The sequence below is a fragment of the Mycobacterium sp. NGS54 genome (genome assembly GCF_059812465.1).
Genome location: NZ_JCALCS010000007.1, coordinates 478,189 through 492,626, shown reverse-complemented (window position 1 = coordinate 492,626; position 14,438 = coordinate 478,189). Strand labels below are relative to the sequence as shown.

General features: G+C 68.0%; 13 protein-coding genes. 5 read left to right on the top strand and 8 right to left on the bottom strand.

All coding sequences use genetic code 11. The features are described 5' to 3' along the window. Window positions 1–2,226 (bottom strand): acyl-CoA dehydrogenase family protein, encoded by a 2,226-nt coding sequence (locus AC5Y5E_RS24355; RefSeq protein ID WP_499905630.1) that lies wholly within the window; start codon window positions 2,224–2,226, stop codon window positions 1–3. Between the two features lie 168 nt (window positions 2,227–2,394). On the opposite strand from AC5Y5E_RS24355, the gene AC5Y5E_RS24350 reads away from it, so the two are divergent. Continuing rightward, a complete protein-coding gene (locus AC5Y5E_RS24350; RefSeq protein ID WP_499905629.1) occupies window positions 2,395–2,982 on the top strand; it encodes a TetR/AcrR family transcriptional regulator in 588 nt (195 codons plus the stop codon). On the opposite strand, the gene AC5Y5E_RS24345 is transcribed toward AC5Y5E_RS24350, so the two are convergent. Beyond that, a complete protein-coding gene (locus AC5Y5E_RS24345) occupies window positions 2,920–4,791 on the bottom strand; it encodes a pyruvate kinase (protein ID WP_499905755.1) in 1,872 nt (623 codons plus the stop codon). The genes AC5Y5E_RS24350 and AC5Y5E_RS24345 overlap by 63 nt on opposite strands. Window positions 4,792–4,987: 196 nt before the next feature. Here AC5Y5E_RS24345 and AC5Y5E_RS24340 point away from each other — a divergent pair, with 196 nt between their 5' ends. Continuing rightward, a complete protein-coding gene (locus tag AC5Y5E_RS24340) occupies window positions 4,988–6,067 on the top strand; it encodes a DUF190 domain-containing protein (RefSeq protein ID WP_499905627.1) in 1,080 nt (359 codons plus the stop codon). A gap of 22 nt (window positions 6,068–6,089) precedes the next feature. On the opposite strand, the gene AC5Y5E_RS24335 is transcribed toward AC5Y5E_RS24340, so the two are convergent. From AC5Y5E_RS24335 to AC5Y5E_RS24320, 4 genes are all read right to left on the bottom strand, one after another. Further along, entirely contained in the window at window positions 6,090–6,983 is an 894-nt protein-coding gene (locus AC5Y5E_RS24335; protein ID WP_499905626.1) for a fructose bisphosphate aldolase, read from the bottom strand. Between the two features lie 85 nt (window positions 6,984–7,068). Continuing rightward, a complete protein-coding gene (locus tag AC5Y5E_RS24330) occupies window positions 7,069–7,689 on the bottom strand; it encodes a cysteine hydrolase family protein (RefSeq protein ID WP_499905624.1) in 621 nt (206 codons plus the stop codon). An 18-nt stretch (window positions 7,690–7,707) separates the two neighbouring features. Beyond that, complete coding sequence (locus tag AC5Y5E_RS24325) at window positions 7,708–8,301, bottom strand: cytochrome b (protein ID WP_499905623.1); 594 nt, start codon at window positions 8,299–8,301, stop codon at window positions 7,708–7,710. Further along, window positions 8,298–9,428, bottom strand: a complete 1,131-nt coding sequence (locus AC5Y5E_RS24320) for a catalase family peroxidase (RefSeq protein WP_499905621.1) — start codon at window positions 9,426–9,428, stop codon at window positions 8,298–8,300. The genes AC5Y5E_RS24325 and AC5Y5E_RS24320 overlap by 4 nt, the downstream gene beginning before the upstream one ends. A 389-nt stretch (window positions 9,429–9,817) precedes the next feature. On the opposite strand from AC5Y5E_RS24320, the gene AC5Y5E_RS24315 reads away from it, so the two are divergent. Continuing rightward, window positions 9,818–10,216 (top strand): STAS domain-containing protein, encoded by a 399-nt coding sequence (locus AC5Y5E_RS24315; protein WP_499905620.1) that lies wholly within the window; start codon window positions 9,818–9,820, stop codon window positions 10,214–10,216. Window positions 10,217–10,222: 6 nt separating this feature from the next. On the opposite strand, the gene AC5Y5E_RS24310 is transcribed toward AC5Y5E_RS24315, so the two are convergent. Both AC5Y5E_RS24310 and AC5Y5E_RS24305 read right to left on the bottom strand, forming a co-directional pair. After that, window positions 10,223–11,308, bottom strand: a complete 1,086-nt coding sequence (locus tag AC5Y5E_RS24310; protein ID WP_499905618.1) for a phosphotransferase family protein — start codon at window positions 11,306–11,308, stop codon at window positions 10,223–10,225. After that, a complete protein-coding gene (locus AC5Y5E_RS24305) occupies window positions 11,305–12,441 on the bottom strand; it encodes an Rv3169 family protein (protein WP_499905617.1) in 1,137 nt (378 codons plus the stop codon). Before AC5Y5E_RS24305 ends, AC5Y5E_RS24310 begins: the two co-directional genes overlap by 4 nt. A gap of 124 nt (window positions 12,442–12,565) precedes the next feature. On the opposite strand from AC5Y5E_RS24305, the gene AC5Y5E_RS24300 reads away from it, so the two are divergent. Together AC5Y5E_RS24300 and AC5Y5E_RS24295 are read left to right on the top strand one after the other, a co-directional pair. Further along, complete coding sequence (locus tag AC5Y5E_RS24300; protein WP_499905615.1) at window positions 12,566–13,186, top strand: TetR/AcrR family transcriptional regulator; 621 nt, start codon at window positions 12,566–12,568, stop codon at window positions 13,184–13,186. Window positions 13,187–13,297: 111 nt separating this feature from the next. Then, window positions 13,298–14,434 carry a phosphotransferase family protein gene (locus AC5Y5E_RS24295; RefSeq protein ID WP_499905614.1) on the top strand — a complete coding sequence of 379 codons (1,137 nt, stop codon included), beginning with the start codon at window positions 13,298–13,300 and terminating at the stop codon, window positions 14,432–14,434. The last annotated feature ends 4 nt before the right edge of the window (window positions 14,435–14,438 follow it).

Below are 14,438 nucleotides of genomic sequence, written 5' to 3'. Positions count from 1 at the left end.
CTATTTTCGGGGCAGGCCGAGGATCATCTGGGCGATGATGTTCAGCTGGATCTCTCTGGTGCCGCCGCCGAGCAGTTCGGCGGGCAGGTGAAGGTAGGGTTCCACGACCGCGGCGTCGGCGTCGGCGACCATCGCCACCTGTCCGGTCAATCGCAGCGTGGCCTCGAAGGTGCGGCGCAGCAGCACGTTCATCGCCACCTTGGCGATGCTCGACGCCGGACCGGACGCCTGCCCGTCGAGCAGCCGGATGGTTTCCCGCACGCCGAGCGCCCGGATGGCGTTGGTATAGGCGTCCAACTCGCCGAGGCCACGCAGCGCGTCGTCGCGATCCGGTCCGGGTTGTCCGGCGAGGCGGCGGAGCGCGACGGCCCGGTCGAACTTGACGTATCCACTGATGGCCGAGCGCTCTTCGGCCATCGTGGCGATCGCCAGGCTCCAGCCGTCGGCGGGACCGCCCAGCAGCATCTCGTCGGGAACGAACACGTCATTGAGGAACACCTCGTTGAAGTGCGCCTGCCCGGTCGCCGTCTTGATGGGCTGGATTTCGACTCCGGGCGATCGCATGTCGACGATGAAGTAACCGATGCCGCGATGCTTGCTGGCTTCGGGATCGGTGCGCGCCAGCAACGCGCCCAGGTCGGCATACTGCGCCAGCGAGGTCCAGATCTTGTGGCCGTTGATCCGCCAGCCGCCGTCGACCTTGGTCGCCCGGGTGGCCAGCGACGCGAGGTCGGAGCCCGCACCCGGCTCGCTGAACAGCTGGCACCAATGGATCTCGCCGCGCTGGGTCGCCGGGATCAGCTTCTCCTGCAGGCCTTTTGACGCGGCGGTCAGCACCGAGGGCAGGATCCACTCGGCGATGTTCAGCGATGGCCGCACCAAACCGGGCCGCTTGGCGAATTCCTCGTCGATGATGAGCTGCTTGAGCGGACCCGCACCGACACCCCATGGCGCGGGCCAGTGCGGCGCCATCAGTCCGGCGTCCGCGAGCAACGTGCGCTGCGGCCCAGAGGCCTGGTCCGGGTAGTCGCCGTGCGGTGCGGGCGTGTCGTTGCGCAACTGCATTGCCGCGTCGAGGGTTTCGGCGACCCAGGAACGAAATTCGGATTCCGCGTCACCCAGATTGACCGACATGTCGCGCGTCTGGGTGCAGGTGAGCTCCCCCAGCCGTCGCGCCCAGCGATTCGCCGGACCGATCGATCCCGCCAGGCTGATGGCCCGCCGCCAGTACAGGTGCACGTCGTGTTCCCAGGTGAAGCCGATGGCGCCGAGCATCGTCAGCGCGTCGAGCACCAGGTCCGGGATCGGCGAGACGGCGATAGTCGCCGCCCCGCCCGCGGCGAGGCGGTGCTGGTCGAGCGGCTCATCCACGGCGCGGACCGCGTCCCAGGCCGCGGCGGTCGCCAACTCCGTGTTGACGAGCAGCATTGCCGCGCTGTGCTGCAGCGCCTGAAAGGTGCCGATCACCTTGCCGAACTGCTCGCGGATGCGCAGATGCGCGGTGACCGCGTCGACACACCACTGCGCGATACCGGCCATCACGCTGGCCACCAGTCCGACGGCGACGCACTCCGCGCGATCGGCATCGATCCCGCTCAGCAGGTCGGACTCGGCGGCGTCGTACTCGCTCAGCCGCAGGATCCCGACATCGGCGACCAGGTCGGTGCCGTGCATCGATTCGACCGTCGCCGTGGGCTTTTCGGTGTCCACCAGCACCCAGACGTCCTCGCCGTCCCCGGTCCGAGCGCAGACCAGGACCACCCGCGCCGAACACACGCCCGCGGTGACGCCCGACGCGCCGCTGATCGACCAGCGCTCGCCGTCGGCGCGCGCCCGGAAGTCGCCGCCGGCGGGCAGGACGACCGCGGCGGGCAGGCCGGACGCGAGGTCGCGCAGCAGCGATTCCGCGGTCGGGTCCGATTCGGCCAGCAGCGCAACGGCTCCCGCGGTCACCGTGGGCAGCAGCGGGCCGGGCAGCAACGCCTTGCCGGACGATTCCAGCACACACGCCGCGTCGATCAGCCGTCCACCCTGGCCGCCGAGTCGCTCGGGCAGGTGCACCGCGTGAAAGCCGTTGGCAACCAGCGCGTCCCACCATCCCGGAAGGCGCCCCGCGGCCAGGTCGTCGAAGGCCTCGCGGGTCGCGGCGATCGGGGCGTGCCGGCTGGCGAACTGGGCGACGGCGTCGCTGAGGTCCTGCTGCTCCGGGGTCAGTCCCAGCGTCATGACCGCGACCCCGCGCGGCTGAGACGACACGCCATCGAAGACCGCTGCCTTTCCCTTACAAGACGAACCGTCTCGTCTTGTGGCAGACTACGGGGCGGGTCAGGATATGTAAAGCCGGCCCAAACCGGCGGACGACCGAAGAGACCTGGGGAGATGAGGATCACTGAGATGCCAACCGATCTCACCCAGGCGAGCTACCCGAGGCGCCGCAGCGAGAAATCGCGCACGGCCATCGTCACCGCGACCCGGGAGCTGCTTCTCGAGCGCGGATTCGACGGCTTGACCATCGAGGCGGTCGCCGCCCGGGCGGGCGTAGGAAAACAGACCATCTACCGCTGGTGGCCCACGCGTCCGGCGCTGGTCGCTGACGTCATGCTCGAGGACGCGGACAAGATTCTGGCGTCGGTGGACCACACCGATGACCTGTCCGCCGACCTGGTGCGCTGGGTGGGCAGGCTCGTCGCGAGCCTGACGACGGCGCGCGGGTCGGCCATGTTGCGCATCCTGACCGTCGCCGGCATGGAGCACGAGGACACCGCCGTCAAACTGCGCGCCGGGTTCAGTGTGCCGTTGCACGAGAGCGTGCGGGCCCGGCTGGTCGCCGACGGCATCGACGCGGCGGCCGCCGAGTCGGCGGCGGACGCGATCGTCGGTGGCGTGGTGTACCCGATACTGTCTGGGGCGCAACAATACTCACGACGCCGAGCTGAGCGCACCACCCGGATCATCGTCGAGGCGCTCGGAACTCGCAGCTGACCAGGAGTGCAGGGGGCGCAACAACGCGTTCTTCTTGTAGTAGTGCTCGGCCATTCTGCGCATGATGTTGTCGAGCACCGTGACCGCCTCGGGCAGGTAGGGGCCCTTGTTCAGCATCACGCATTCGGCCCGCTCGCTCATCGCCGCATCGCTGATCTCGGCGCGCGACGGCAGGCCCGTCTTGGCGAGCTGTTCGAGCACCTGCGTCGCCCAGATCACCGGCAGGTGCGCGGCCTCGCACAACCACAGGATTTCCTCTTGCAGCTCGGCCATCCGCTCGTACCCGCACTCGACCGCCAGGTCGCCCCGCGCGATCATCACCCCGACCCGCGACCGGCGCATCGCGGTGAGCAACAGCTGCGGCAGGTGCTCGAAGGCGCGCCGAGTTTCGACCTTGAGCACGATGCCCAGGTGATCGCCACCGAGGCGATCGAGCTCGTCCAGCAGGCGCTCGACATCCGCCGGGCTGCGAACGAAGGACATGTCCACCAGGTCCGCCAGCTCGACCACGGCGGCGAGGTCGGCGACATCGCGGTCGGTGATCGCCGAGATCGGCAGGTCGGTGTCGGGCATGTTGATGCCCTTCGCGGCCTTCAGGCGAGCCTCGCCCTCTTCCGGATGGTCGATGCGCACGGTGATCGTGTCGCGGTCGACGGACACCACCCGCCCGCCGATCCTGCCGTCGTCGAAGTGGATCGCGTCCCCGGGGCGGGCGTGCTCGAACGCCTCGGGCAACGTGCAGCCGATGCGCGGTTGATCGGCGTCCACCCGGGCCGGTGAACAGTCGCGGGTCAGCTGTAGCAGGTCTCCCGCGCGCAACACCAAGCTCTGTTCCTTCGCCGGGAGCGGACCCACTTCGGCGGGCTTTCCCCCGCCTCCGGCGCGCAGAACCGTGCCGGTGGCCAGGTAGGTGGTCTGCTGCGCGGTCATCACGAAACCGCCCGCGGCGTCGACGGCCTCGAGCGCGAGCCGGCGTCTGGATCCGCGGGCGTCCCGCAGAACCAGCACGTCGCCGCCGCCGCGGTTGGTCAGCCACCGTCGCGGCACCGTGATCACCGCCATGCCTGGTTGCGGCGGGTCGGCCGGTTCCTCGGTCGACGTCAGCCACGCACGCGCGGGGGCGACGACCTCACCGAGGGCGTTTCTTTGCGGACGCAGTTTCGTGACACGAGGTCCCGGCTCCAGCGGACCGGTACGCAGCTTTGGGCCCGCCAGATCCATTGCCACCAGGCAGGATTCGCCCGCGCGGGCGGCCGCGTCCCGGACGTGGTGCACCATCGCGCGCCACGCCGCCGCGTCGTCGTGCGCGCAGTTGATCCTTGCGATGTTCATGCCGCGCCGCACCAGCCCGCGCACCAGGTCGGCGTCGGTCGCGGCCGCCGTCGGCAACGTGACCATGATGCGGGTCGCGCGGTGCGGCGGACGCGGGCCGAGCAGCTCCACCGTGTGCTGCCGCAAAATCTCGGGGCCCCGCCCGATGGGCACCACCGTTGCGGGCGGCGGCTCCCACCTTCCCTCCACGATGGCCGAGATGGCCGAGCGCACCGCCGAAAGCGTGGCCTGAACGTGCGATTCGCTGCGGCCCAGCGATGAAAGCCCGAACTCCGCAAGCTCCGTCTGCAGCTCCCGCAAATCGGCCTGGCGAATCGCCCAGTAATGGACCAGATTTCGCGCGCTCGACCGATGCTCGGGCGCGACGCCGCTCAGCCATTCCGCCCACGAGCGCTCGGCCTCGGACAAGCTGGTCAACAACCCGTCGACCCGGTCGAGCAAACCCACCAACCGCCGCACATCATCATCCGCGGCCATGCGCTCACTGGGCACGACGACTCCTTCGTGGTTTTGCGGCCACATGGTGTTAACGTCCGCGTAACGGCGATGTCGCGAATCATCAAGTCACACACCAATTTATCGGCCGTCACCACGCCGCAGCAGAGGAATTGGTCCCCAAACCGGGCGACGCCGGATCCGCTGGGTAAAATCCCGCAAGGCGACGGGAGCGAGCGTGGACGAGGACTGTCTCAAGCTCAGTGCCTATCTGGCGGAGCGCCGACGGACGGGCGAGGGCTTCGTTTCCGACGTCCTGCTCGATCTCTACCAGCAGCACCGCGTCGCCAATAGCGTCGTGCTGCGCGGCATCGGCGGATTCGGGACGGGCCGCCACCTCAGAACCGACGAGTCGCTGACGTTGTCCGAGGACCCGCCGGTGGTGATCATCGCCGTGGACACCCGCAAAACCATCGAGGCGCTGATCGACCCGGTGCTGGCGATCAAACAGCGTGGCCTGGTCACTCTGGAGCGCGCGCGGCTGCTACGCGACGACGTCGAGCTCCCGGAGCTTCCCGACGATTTGCGCGAGGCCGTGAAGCTGACGATCTACCTCGGCCGCAAGGAACGCGTCCACGCGATGCCGGCCTATGTCGCGACCTGCGACTTGCTGCATCGGCGCCGCATCGCCGGCGCATCGGTATTCCTGGGCGTCGACGGCCTCATCCACGGACAGCGGCAACGCGCGCGCTTTTTCGGTCGCAACGCCGACGTCCCGATGATGATCGTCGCGGTCGGGTCCGGCGATCGCATCGCGCGCGTGCTGCCGGAGCTCGGCGAGCTGCTCCGCCGGCCCATGCTGACGGTCGAACGGGTCCGCGTGTGCAAGCGCGACGGCGAATTACTGGAACGCCCCCACGCCCTGCCGGGGGTTGACGAGCACGGCCTGCCCCTGTGGCAGAAGCTCATGGTCTATACCTCCGAATCGGCGCTGCATGACGGTGTGCCGATTCATCGCGCCATCGTCCAGCGGCTTCGTCAGCGCGAATCGCCGGACGGCGCGACCGTGGTGCGGGGCATCTGGGGTTACCACGGCGACCATCGCCCGCACGGCGACAAGCTGCTTTCGCTGCGGCGTCGCGTCCCGGCGGTCACCATCGTCATCGACACCCCGGCCAACATCGCGGAATGCTTCGACGTCGTCGACGAACTCACTCAGCACGAGGGGCTGGTGACCAGCGAAATGGTGCCCGCGCTGGTGTCGGACGACGGCGACGCCGGCCAGGGCGGGCCGCCCATGGCCAACCACCGCTACTGAGGGCGCGTTACGGAACCGGCGCTCAGCCGGCGACGGACGCGTCGTAGATCGACTGGATCGACTTGTCCAGCGTCGCGTTGAACTGCTCGTCGGACTGGTCGGCCGAAAGCCCCTCGGTCAGCGCACGGCTGAAGCTGGCGATCAGTCCGGCGTTCTTCGCCAGCAGCTCGTTGGCCTCCTCGCGGGAGTAGCCTCCGGACAGCGCCACCACCCGCATCACCTTCGGGTGTTCGATCAGGGGACGGTAGAAGTTGACCTCGGTCGGCAGGCTCAGCTTGATCATCACCCGCTGCCCGTCGGGCACGGTTTCGAGCTCTTTGGTGATTTCGTCACGCAGGATGCCCTCGGCCTCGGCCTTGTCCGGTATCGAGATGGTGACCTCGGGCTCGAGGATGGGCACCAGCCCGTGCGACAGCACCTGGTGGCCGACCTCGAACTGCTGGGCGACGATCGCGGCGATGCCCGCCGCGTTGGCCCCGCCGATCACCGACCGTTCCTTGGTGCCGAAGACGCCCTTGCTCACGGCCCGCTCCAGCAGCTCGTCGAGTCCCGGCATCGGCTTCATCAGCTGCACGTCGTCGGACGCCTCGGCCAGGCCCTTGTCGATCTTCAGGATCGGCACCACGCCCTTGGTCTCCCAGAGGTACGTGGTCGACGGCACACCCTCGATGTCGCGGTCCATGGTCTGTTCGAACAGGATCGCCGCCAGCACCCGGTCGCCGTTGAACGCCGGGGAGGTGATGATCCGCGAACGCATCTGGTGGATGAGGTCGAACATCTCCTCCTCGGAGGAATACGCGTCCTCTTGAATTCCGTATAAACGCAGCGCCTTGGGCGTCGAGCCGCCGCTCTGGTCGAGCGCTGCAATGAACCCCCTGCCCGACGTCATCCGGTCGGCTTGCTGCTGGTTCGGCATGGAACTTCCCCACTCCCTCGTGGCACTGTCGGGTGCCGATCATATTCGTCCGATCGGGGCGCGAGCAGGCAGGTCGTCACCGCCGTTACTTCAGTGCGTCGACGACTTCGTCCGCGGTGAGGAGGGCGCTGGCGTAGTTCGGGATATTGACCTCGAGCGCGGCGTGCATCTCGGTGTCCGAATAGCTCGCGGTCGCGTCCTTGACCACCGTGACCTCGTAGCCGAGTTCGGCGCCGTACCGGACGGTGGCCTCGAGGCAGGTGTGCGCGATCAGTCCCATCATGATGAGCCGACGGATGCCGTGCCTCTTCAGCAGCAGGTCGAGGTCGGTGTTGGCGAAACCACTCGAACACCAATGCTCTTGGGCCACAATGTCGCCCGGCCGCGGCTCGAACCCGGGGTGCAGCTCACCGCCCCAGCTTCCGTATTCGAAGGTCTTGCGCGACCACGCGGCCCGCTGGATCGGCGCGATGTACTTCCATGTCTCGTAGTCGCCCGGCCGGTACCGGTGGTGCAGCGCATAGAAGACGCGGATGTCGGCGGCCCGTGCGGCATCGAGGACTTGTCGCATGTGCGGAACGCACTGGTTGGCCTCCGCGACACCCTTCAGGCGATCCCACACCTTGCCGCCCTCGGAGATGAAGTCGTTGTACGGGTCGATGACCACCAGGCCGGTCAGGTCCTTCTCGTACGCCACGTCGGTCATATTCGCACGGCACGGCCGTCACGCCATGGTGTCGTCCTGCTGTGGGACTCGGCGTTTGGTGGGCCACAGCGCCATGCGATCGAGGAGCCCGTCGCGCAACACCAGCGTGTGAAACAACACCGCGCAGACGTGGGCTGTGAACGTCAGGAAGAGCAGGAGGGCGAAGACGTTGTGGGCCTGCCGAAGCACGGCGTAGAGATCGAGGTTGTGCGGCGCGATCCCGGGCAGGCGCAGCGGCCCGGCCAGGGTGATCGGGAACCGCGCCGCCGACAACATGGCCCACCCGATCAGCGGCTGGACGAGCAGCAGCGCGTAGAGCAGGTACTCCGACCCCGACGCGATGCGGCGTTCGACGGGCCCCATGGTGGCCAGGAACGGGGGCAGCCGGTGGGTGACCCGATTGGCCAGCCGCACCACGGCGAAGACCAGGATCAACACGCCCAGCGGGCGATGGATCGCCAGCAGCAGCGGGTAGTAGCTCAGCGAAGCGATCATGGTCACCCCGATCAGCAGCTGGACGATGACCATCGGCGCCATCAGCCAGTGCAGGATCCGGGAGGGAAGGGCGAAACGGGCTGGCGCGCTGGTGGTTTCGCTTGCGGTGCCCGTCATGACAGCACCTTGGCCACGTTGACCTCGCTGGGCGACTTGGGCTCCTCGGCGCGGCGCGTGAAGGAGCGGGCGTAGACGGCCGACCTGGCCGGGGGCAGCGGGTCGTCGGATGCGGTGATGCCGTCGGGCAGCACCAGGGGGTCGAAGTTGATATCGCGCGCGTTGCCCGCTTCCTCTGTCTGCACCGCGGCGATGGTGATGGTGCCGGCGTCGATGGTCCGCCGCGACTGCGGCCATGGCTTGGTGGCGTCGTGAGTCGGATCGCCGGGCTCGCCGACCGTGAGGATCAGCCGCCACCTGAGCGGCCGCTGCGCCACCGCGCGGATGAGGTCGTCGAACAGGTAGTCCTTGCCGTGCGGCGGCGGCGCGCCACCGCCCCCGCCGGCGTCCTGCGGCACCACCGACCAACGCACCGGAACGGTGGCGCCGGCGCCGTTGGTGAACCAGAAAGCGTTCAGCCCGTAAAACGTGCTGTCCGCGAAGCCCGCGCTGGGCGGCGACTGCTTGATGATTTTCATCGCGGCGACGGTTTCGGGATGGCGATCGAGGAATGCGGCCATCTTCTGCGGGTCGGGCTTGCCGGTGTCGGGCAGCGGCTTGGACGCGAGCAGCCGGTCGTAAAACCCCTGCGGGGTGCTGTCGGTGAAGACGGGAACGTTGACCATCGCCGTGCGCCACTGCTGGCCGCCGGCCTCGAACAGCAGCCCGAGGCCGCGGACGGTGTCGGGCTTGTCGGTCTGATCCGGCAGGCCACCGCCGAGGGAAAACCGGCCGACGACGGGAACCGTGCCGGGCCGGAAGACCGCGGCCCGGCAGATGGCCGCGCCCGCCCCGTTGCTCGCGAAAGACCCGGTGGCGCTGAGTCCTTTGGCATGGTTTCGCCGAAACCCGTCGTGGCGGCCGTAGATGTGTTCGAAACGATCGGCGAACCGGGGCGGAGTGAGCGTGTCCGGCCGCAGCCAGCCGCCGGCATAGGCAAAACCGCCCACGTCGACCGCAGCGAAACCGGCGACGGCGCCCATGCCGAGCAACGCGGTCCGCCGATTCAGCGCGAGGCGGCGCGGCTGTTCGGGCTTGGTGACGTCTCCGTCGTCGTCCGGGGCGCCATCCTGACCACCGGCCTCCATACCCACCGTCCTTTCCCGCATTTCCGGGCCAAGCCGCGCAGCCTGGGAACGACACTCGGTGAACGCAATTCATCCACCTGGGGCTGCCGTGCGCAACACTGGCGGTTCCCATCGCGCACATTGCGACCACGTCGGGTCGCCGGATTTCGTTCACTGCTCGCCTACTGACAACGAATGTTGCCAAGACATCGCCGGACACCAGAGCGGCGACGTCGTTTGCCCGTGGCTTAAGATCTAATGATCACGTGCGGCTGCGCCTCCGCCTAGCGGCGCAGGATCGATGAGGTTTCTCCTCGGCAAAGCGTGCTACGCGGGTTGAGTCAACAGCCCCGGCTTGGCAATAGCTGTTGATTTCTCGGGCCCGCACGGGCGAATGTGAGTGATAAACCATGACCGAACAATCCGGCGATTCGGCCGATCCGATCGCCTTCGAGGTGGGAAAACGCCAGGTAGACCAGACGGTCGTGCTGACCGTCTCGGGCGAAGTCGACATGCTCAGCGCGCCGCAACTCGCCGAGGCGATACACACCGAGCTGGCCACCGGACCCGCCGGGCTCGTCGTTGACCTGTCGAAAGTGGATTTTTTAGCCTCGGCGGGGATGACCGTCCTGGTGTCCGCGCAGGCCGACGTCGCGCCGCCCACTCGATTCGCGGTCGTCGCGAATGGGCCGGCCACCAGCCGGCCGATCAAGCTGATGGGGCTGGACAACGTGTTGTCGCTGTACAGCACGCTCGACAGCGCGCTGTGCCGCGTCGCCGACAGTTCAAGCCAGTCGGGGCAAGCCTGACCCGCGCTATGTAGCGGGCGCCAGGACCCGCTGGATGCGCTCGTCGCGCGGCAGGACGGGACCGTCGTCGAGAGATTCGTCGATGCCCAGCTCGGTGAGGCCGGCCTTGGTCAAAAGCGAGGTGCCGTAGGCGGCGAGCGCGAGTTTTTGGTCGTCGCTGTGGCCATCCTCGATCAGCATCGCGCCGATCAGGCAGATGACGGCCATCTTGTAGGCGTTGAACGCGCGGTACCAGGCGCGGTTGCGGACCGTGATTCCGCTGGCCGACTCGTAATGCGCGAGCAGCGCGTCGATGGGCAGCGCGGCGGGGTGGGTATTGAGGCCGACGGGCTGCATCCACAACATCTCGAGCCAGCCGATGTCGGTCAGCGGATCGCCGACGGTCGTCATCTCCCAGTCGAACACCGCGCTGACCTCGCCGCCGGAGAACGCGAAGTTGCCCGGTTTGGCGTCGCCGTGCACCAACGCGACCTTCGGGCATGGCTCGGGCTGGTCGGCACGCAGCGCCTGCTGGAGCCGCTCCAGGGCGGGCAGGCGGTCGCGCTTGACCCGGTTCATCTCCGCCGCCCAGTGGTCGAGTTCGCGGTCGAGATGATCGCCACCGTCGTCGAGTGCGTCGAGCCCGGTCTGCGCTAGGTCGACGGTGTGGATCGCCGCGAGTTGTTCGACCAGGCTCTGACACATCCGCACCACGGTCGAGTCCGCGACACCGGCCGGCGCCTCCATTTCATACACCTGCCCGGCCGCCCGTTCCATCACGAAGAAGGGTCGTCCGAGCACGTCGCCGGTTTCTTCGAGCCACAGCGCGCGCGGAACACGGACCGCGGAGTCCGCCAAGGCCCGCAGGATCGCGAACTGGCGCGCGAGGTCGTAGGGCTCGAGCAGCGCAGGTGGTTTAGGCCGCAGACGCAGCACCGCGTCTTGACGGGCGTCCCGGTCGCCGCGGCGGGTGACGACGCTCAGCATCATCATCTCGGCCGAATGCCCGAAGTCCACCCGGTCCGGCCCGTCGATTCGGACGTCGTCGGCGTCGGGGACCCGCGCGCGCAGCCAGGCCGTCAACCGCTGTTCCAGTTTGGCGTCCAGCGTCATTGGCGGACTCGATCGTCTTCCGCGGGCAGCCGGTCGACGGGGGTCTTGTCCTGGGTGAACGCCGACATGTCCATCGCGGTCCAGTTCGGATAGCGGCGGTAGCCCTGCCCGCCAAGCAGCAATTCGAAGACGCCCCAACCGATGTCGCCGTCCATCTCGAACCGCATCAGCTGGTCCAGCGCCATCGATTTGCTCTCGGTCTCGGCGAGTTGCTCGGGATCGGCGCTGTCCCAGAGGAAATGGATGAAGTACGCGCCGGCGCCCAGATCCTCGTACTGGCAGTGCGCCATCGGTAGCCCGTAGTAGGCGTTGACTTCCTGATGGGCGGCGTCGGCGAAGACGCGGTAGGCCTTGCCGTCCTCGTCGGTGAAGACCAGTGTGGCGCGGGCGGGCCGCTTGCTGTTGCCGTCGAACTGCACGTCGTGCTCGATCTTGACGAATCGCTTCGACAGCGTCCCGTCGGCGTGCGTGATCCCGCCATCAACGTAATTAACTGAGCCATCGGAAGATTCGATGACCCAGGCTTCGATGGCGCGGTCGTCGAATCCGGCATCGAGCCACAGCCAGAAGTCGATCTTGTCCGAGACGCGCACGCCGAACGTGCGGTCGCGGCCGCCGTGGAAGCCGTCCACGCTGATGCGCTCGCCGTCGATCGTGACCCAGCCGCTCCATCGCCCGGGTTCCTTCATGTGATAAATGTCGGCCAGCATCTGGCCGGCCGGGTCGCGCACCTGCATCGGCAGCAGCTCCCACATCGGGGCGGTGGGCTCGTAGTAGAGCTCCCACTCGACGCCGGACATGTTGGGTTCGACGTCGAGTCTCCACTTCTTCAGCGGCTCGACGCAGGTCCAGCTCATCGGGCCGGCGCGCAGGTCGTCGCGGTCGGCGCCGGTCACGGGCCGGCCCGACAGGAGATCCCAGTGCCGGCCGTCGGCGAGGCTGACCTTGACGTATCCCAGCGCGGTTCCGGTGTTCGGGTTGTTGCCGTAGCCGCTGGCCAACAGCATGGTGCCGTCCGGTGACGCGGCGAAGAAGTAACACCGGTCCGACCACGTCGGATCGGAGTCGTGCACCCGGTCGAAGGTTGTCGGGAGCTGGTGGGTGAACGACTCGTCGGCGGCGGAGTAGCCCATCATTTCCCTCTCTGGACCGTTAATGGCCTGGGCTGCAACGTGGTTCGGCACCGCCCGGCCCTACTGCGGTTGCGCCCGGCATCAGATACCGAAGCAGCACAACGAATCCCGTACGATCGGCGCCATGGAACCGAGCCGGTGGTGGGGCGCCGACCGCGCGATCCTCGACGACGAGGAGGCCCGCAGGCGGATCCTCGACGCCGCGGGGCGTTGCATCGTCCGCCGCGGGAACTCTCAGTTCCGGATGGCCGAGGTGGCCGACGAGGCCGGGGTGTCGCGGTCGACGGTGTACCGGTACTTCCCCGGCCGCGACGACGTGTTGCTCGGCCTGATGCTGATGCGGGTCGACAATGCGCTCGGTGATCTGGTGCGCTCGCTGCCCGCGCCGGACGATCCGGTCCGGTCGGTGCCGGAGATGGTGCTGGCGCGCGTCGAGTCGGTGGCCGGCAATCCGCTGAACGAGGCGATGTTCGCCGCGGAGAGCACCGCGGTGGCCGCGGCCCTCGAGAAGGGCTCGGAACCATTCGTGGAGCTGCTGCTGCGGCACTACGAACCCCTGCTGAACCGGTGGAAGCGGGCGGGACTCCTCCACGACGACCTGGACTTTCGCTCGATCGTCCAGTGGTTGCACACCACCACGCTGTTTCTGCTGGGCCCGTCGTGGCGGTATCGGCCGGCCGCCGACAAACGCCAATTCGTCGAGCAGTTCGTGGTGCGGGCCCTGGTGCCACAGATCAGACAATAATCGGGTATTGTCTGATGTCCAGACGTTCGGTTATTTTTGTCTGACGGGACCCCGCGCCGGTTGAGTGACCCCTCCCGCCGGTACGGGGATCCCGAACCAGGACGGATACACATGAAAAACCTCGCGGAACAAGCTTTTTCCCTCGTCGGGTTGGCCGCTCACCTGGGCCAGGGGGTCCGCCGGGTGACCGCCGACGCGGTGGTGGGCGCCCGTCTTGGGTTGCCCCGCACGGTCGCTGACATCGACGCCGGAGTCCTGTCCAAACTGATGGGAACCACGGTCAAGTCGGTCCGTGTGCTCGACCGCGACGCGGGGACCTCGTCGCGGGCCCGGCTAGTGCTGACCGGCAAGAACGTCCCCGAGTCGGTGTTCGTCAAGGTCGCCGCCGAAACCACCGCCACCCGGCTGATGGGCGAACTCGGCCGCCTCGGACACACCGAGGTGCGCTTCTACAGCGAACTGGCCCCGCAGCTGCACGGCGTGCCGCAGGCCTACGGCGCGGCCTTCGACAGCTGGACGGGCCGATACCTGCTGGTTCTGGAGGACCTGCCCGCCGAGTCGTGCGAATTTCCCGATACCCTGCACCCGCTCTCCCCCGACCAGGCCGGCCTCATCGTCGAATTGCTGGCCGATCTGCACGCCACCTTTTGGGACCGCCTCCCGCGCGACCGCCGCGACCCGCTGGGCTGGCTATATACCCCGTCGGGCGACGTCACGTCCATGTTGACCGGTTCGCTGATGCACGCGTCGATCAAGCGGCTCACGGGGCGCACCGAAATCCCCGTCGAGAACGGGACCTTCATCGCCGACAACTACCGAGCCGTCGCCGCCCTGATCGACACGCCCCCGCACACCGTCATGCACGGCGACGCGCACCCCGGCAACATGTACTTCGACGGCGGCAAAGCCGGGCTCTTGGACTGGCAGGCCGTGCGGCGCGGCCATCCTTCGCGCGAGCTGGCATACACGCTGATCACCAGCCTGACCCCGGACGACCGCCGGGCGACCCAGCGGGACCTGCTCGACGACTACCGACGCGCCCTGGCGGCGGCCGGCGGACCGAACCTCGACCGCGACGAGCTGTGGCGGCGCTACCGGCAGGGCGCGCTCTACGCCTATGTGGCCCCGCTGATCACCGCGGGAATGGGCGGGATGCAGGTCGAGGGCATCGCCATGGAAGGCCTGCGGCGCGGTGTGGCGGCGCTCGACGACCTGGAAACCATTGCGGCACTGAAGAGTTGTTTGTAGCACC

Excerpts from the sequence above, each read along its gene's own strand:
- AC5Y5E_RS24355 (WP_499905630.1), bottom strand. The coding sequence starts at position 2,226 with ATGACGCTGGGACTGACCCCGGAGCAGCAGGACCTCAGCGACGCCGTC.
- AC5Y5E_RS24350 (WP_499905629.1), top strand. The coding sequence starts at position 2,395 with ATGCCAACCGATCTCACCCAGGCGAGCTACCCGAGGCGCCGCAGCGAG.
- AC5Y5E_RS24345 (WP_499905755.1), bottom strand. The coding sequence starts at position 4,791 with ATGGCCGCGGATGATGATGTGCGGCGGTTGGTGGGTTTGCTCGACCGG.
- AC5Y5E_RS24335 (WP_499905626.1), bottom strand. The coding sequence starts at position 6,983 with ATGCCGAACCAGCAGCAAGCCGACCGGATGACGTCGGGCAGGGGGTTC.
- AC5Y5E_RS24330 (WP_499905624.1), bottom strand. The coding sequence starts at position 7,689 with ATGACCGACGTGGCGTACGAGAAGGACCTGACCGGCCTGGTGGTCATC.
- AC5Y5E_RS24325 (WP_499905623.1), bottom strand. The coding sequence starts at position 8,301 with ATGACGGGCACCGCAAGCGAAACCACCAGCGCGCCAGCCCGTTTCGCC.
- AC5Y5E_RS24320 (WP_499905621.1), bottom strand. The coding sequence starts at position 9,428 with ATGGAGGCCGGTGGTCAGGATGGCGCCCCGGACGACGACGGAGACGTC.
- AC5Y5E_RS24315 (WP_499905620.1), top strand. The coding sequence starts at position 9,818 with ATGACCGAACAATCCGGCGATTCGGCCGATCCGATCGCCTTCGAGGTG.
- AC5Y5E_RS24310 (WP_499905618.1), bottom strand. The coding sequence starts at position 11,308 with ATGACGCTGGACGCCAAACTGGAACAGCGGTTGACGGCCTGGCTGCGC.
- AC5Y5E_RS24305 (WP_499905617.1), bottom strand. The coding sequence starts at position 12,441 with ATGGGCTACTCCGCCGCCGACGAGTCGTTCACCCACCAGCTCCCGACA.
- AC5Y5E_RS24300 (WP_499905615.1), top strand. The coding sequence starts at position 12,566 with ATGGAACCGAGCCGGTGGTGGGGCGCCGACCGCGCGATCCTCGACGAC.
- AC5Y5E_RS24295 (WP_499905614.1), top strand. The coding sequence starts at position 13,298 with ATGAAAAACCTCGCGGAACAAGCTTTTTCCCTCGTCGGGTTGGCCGCT.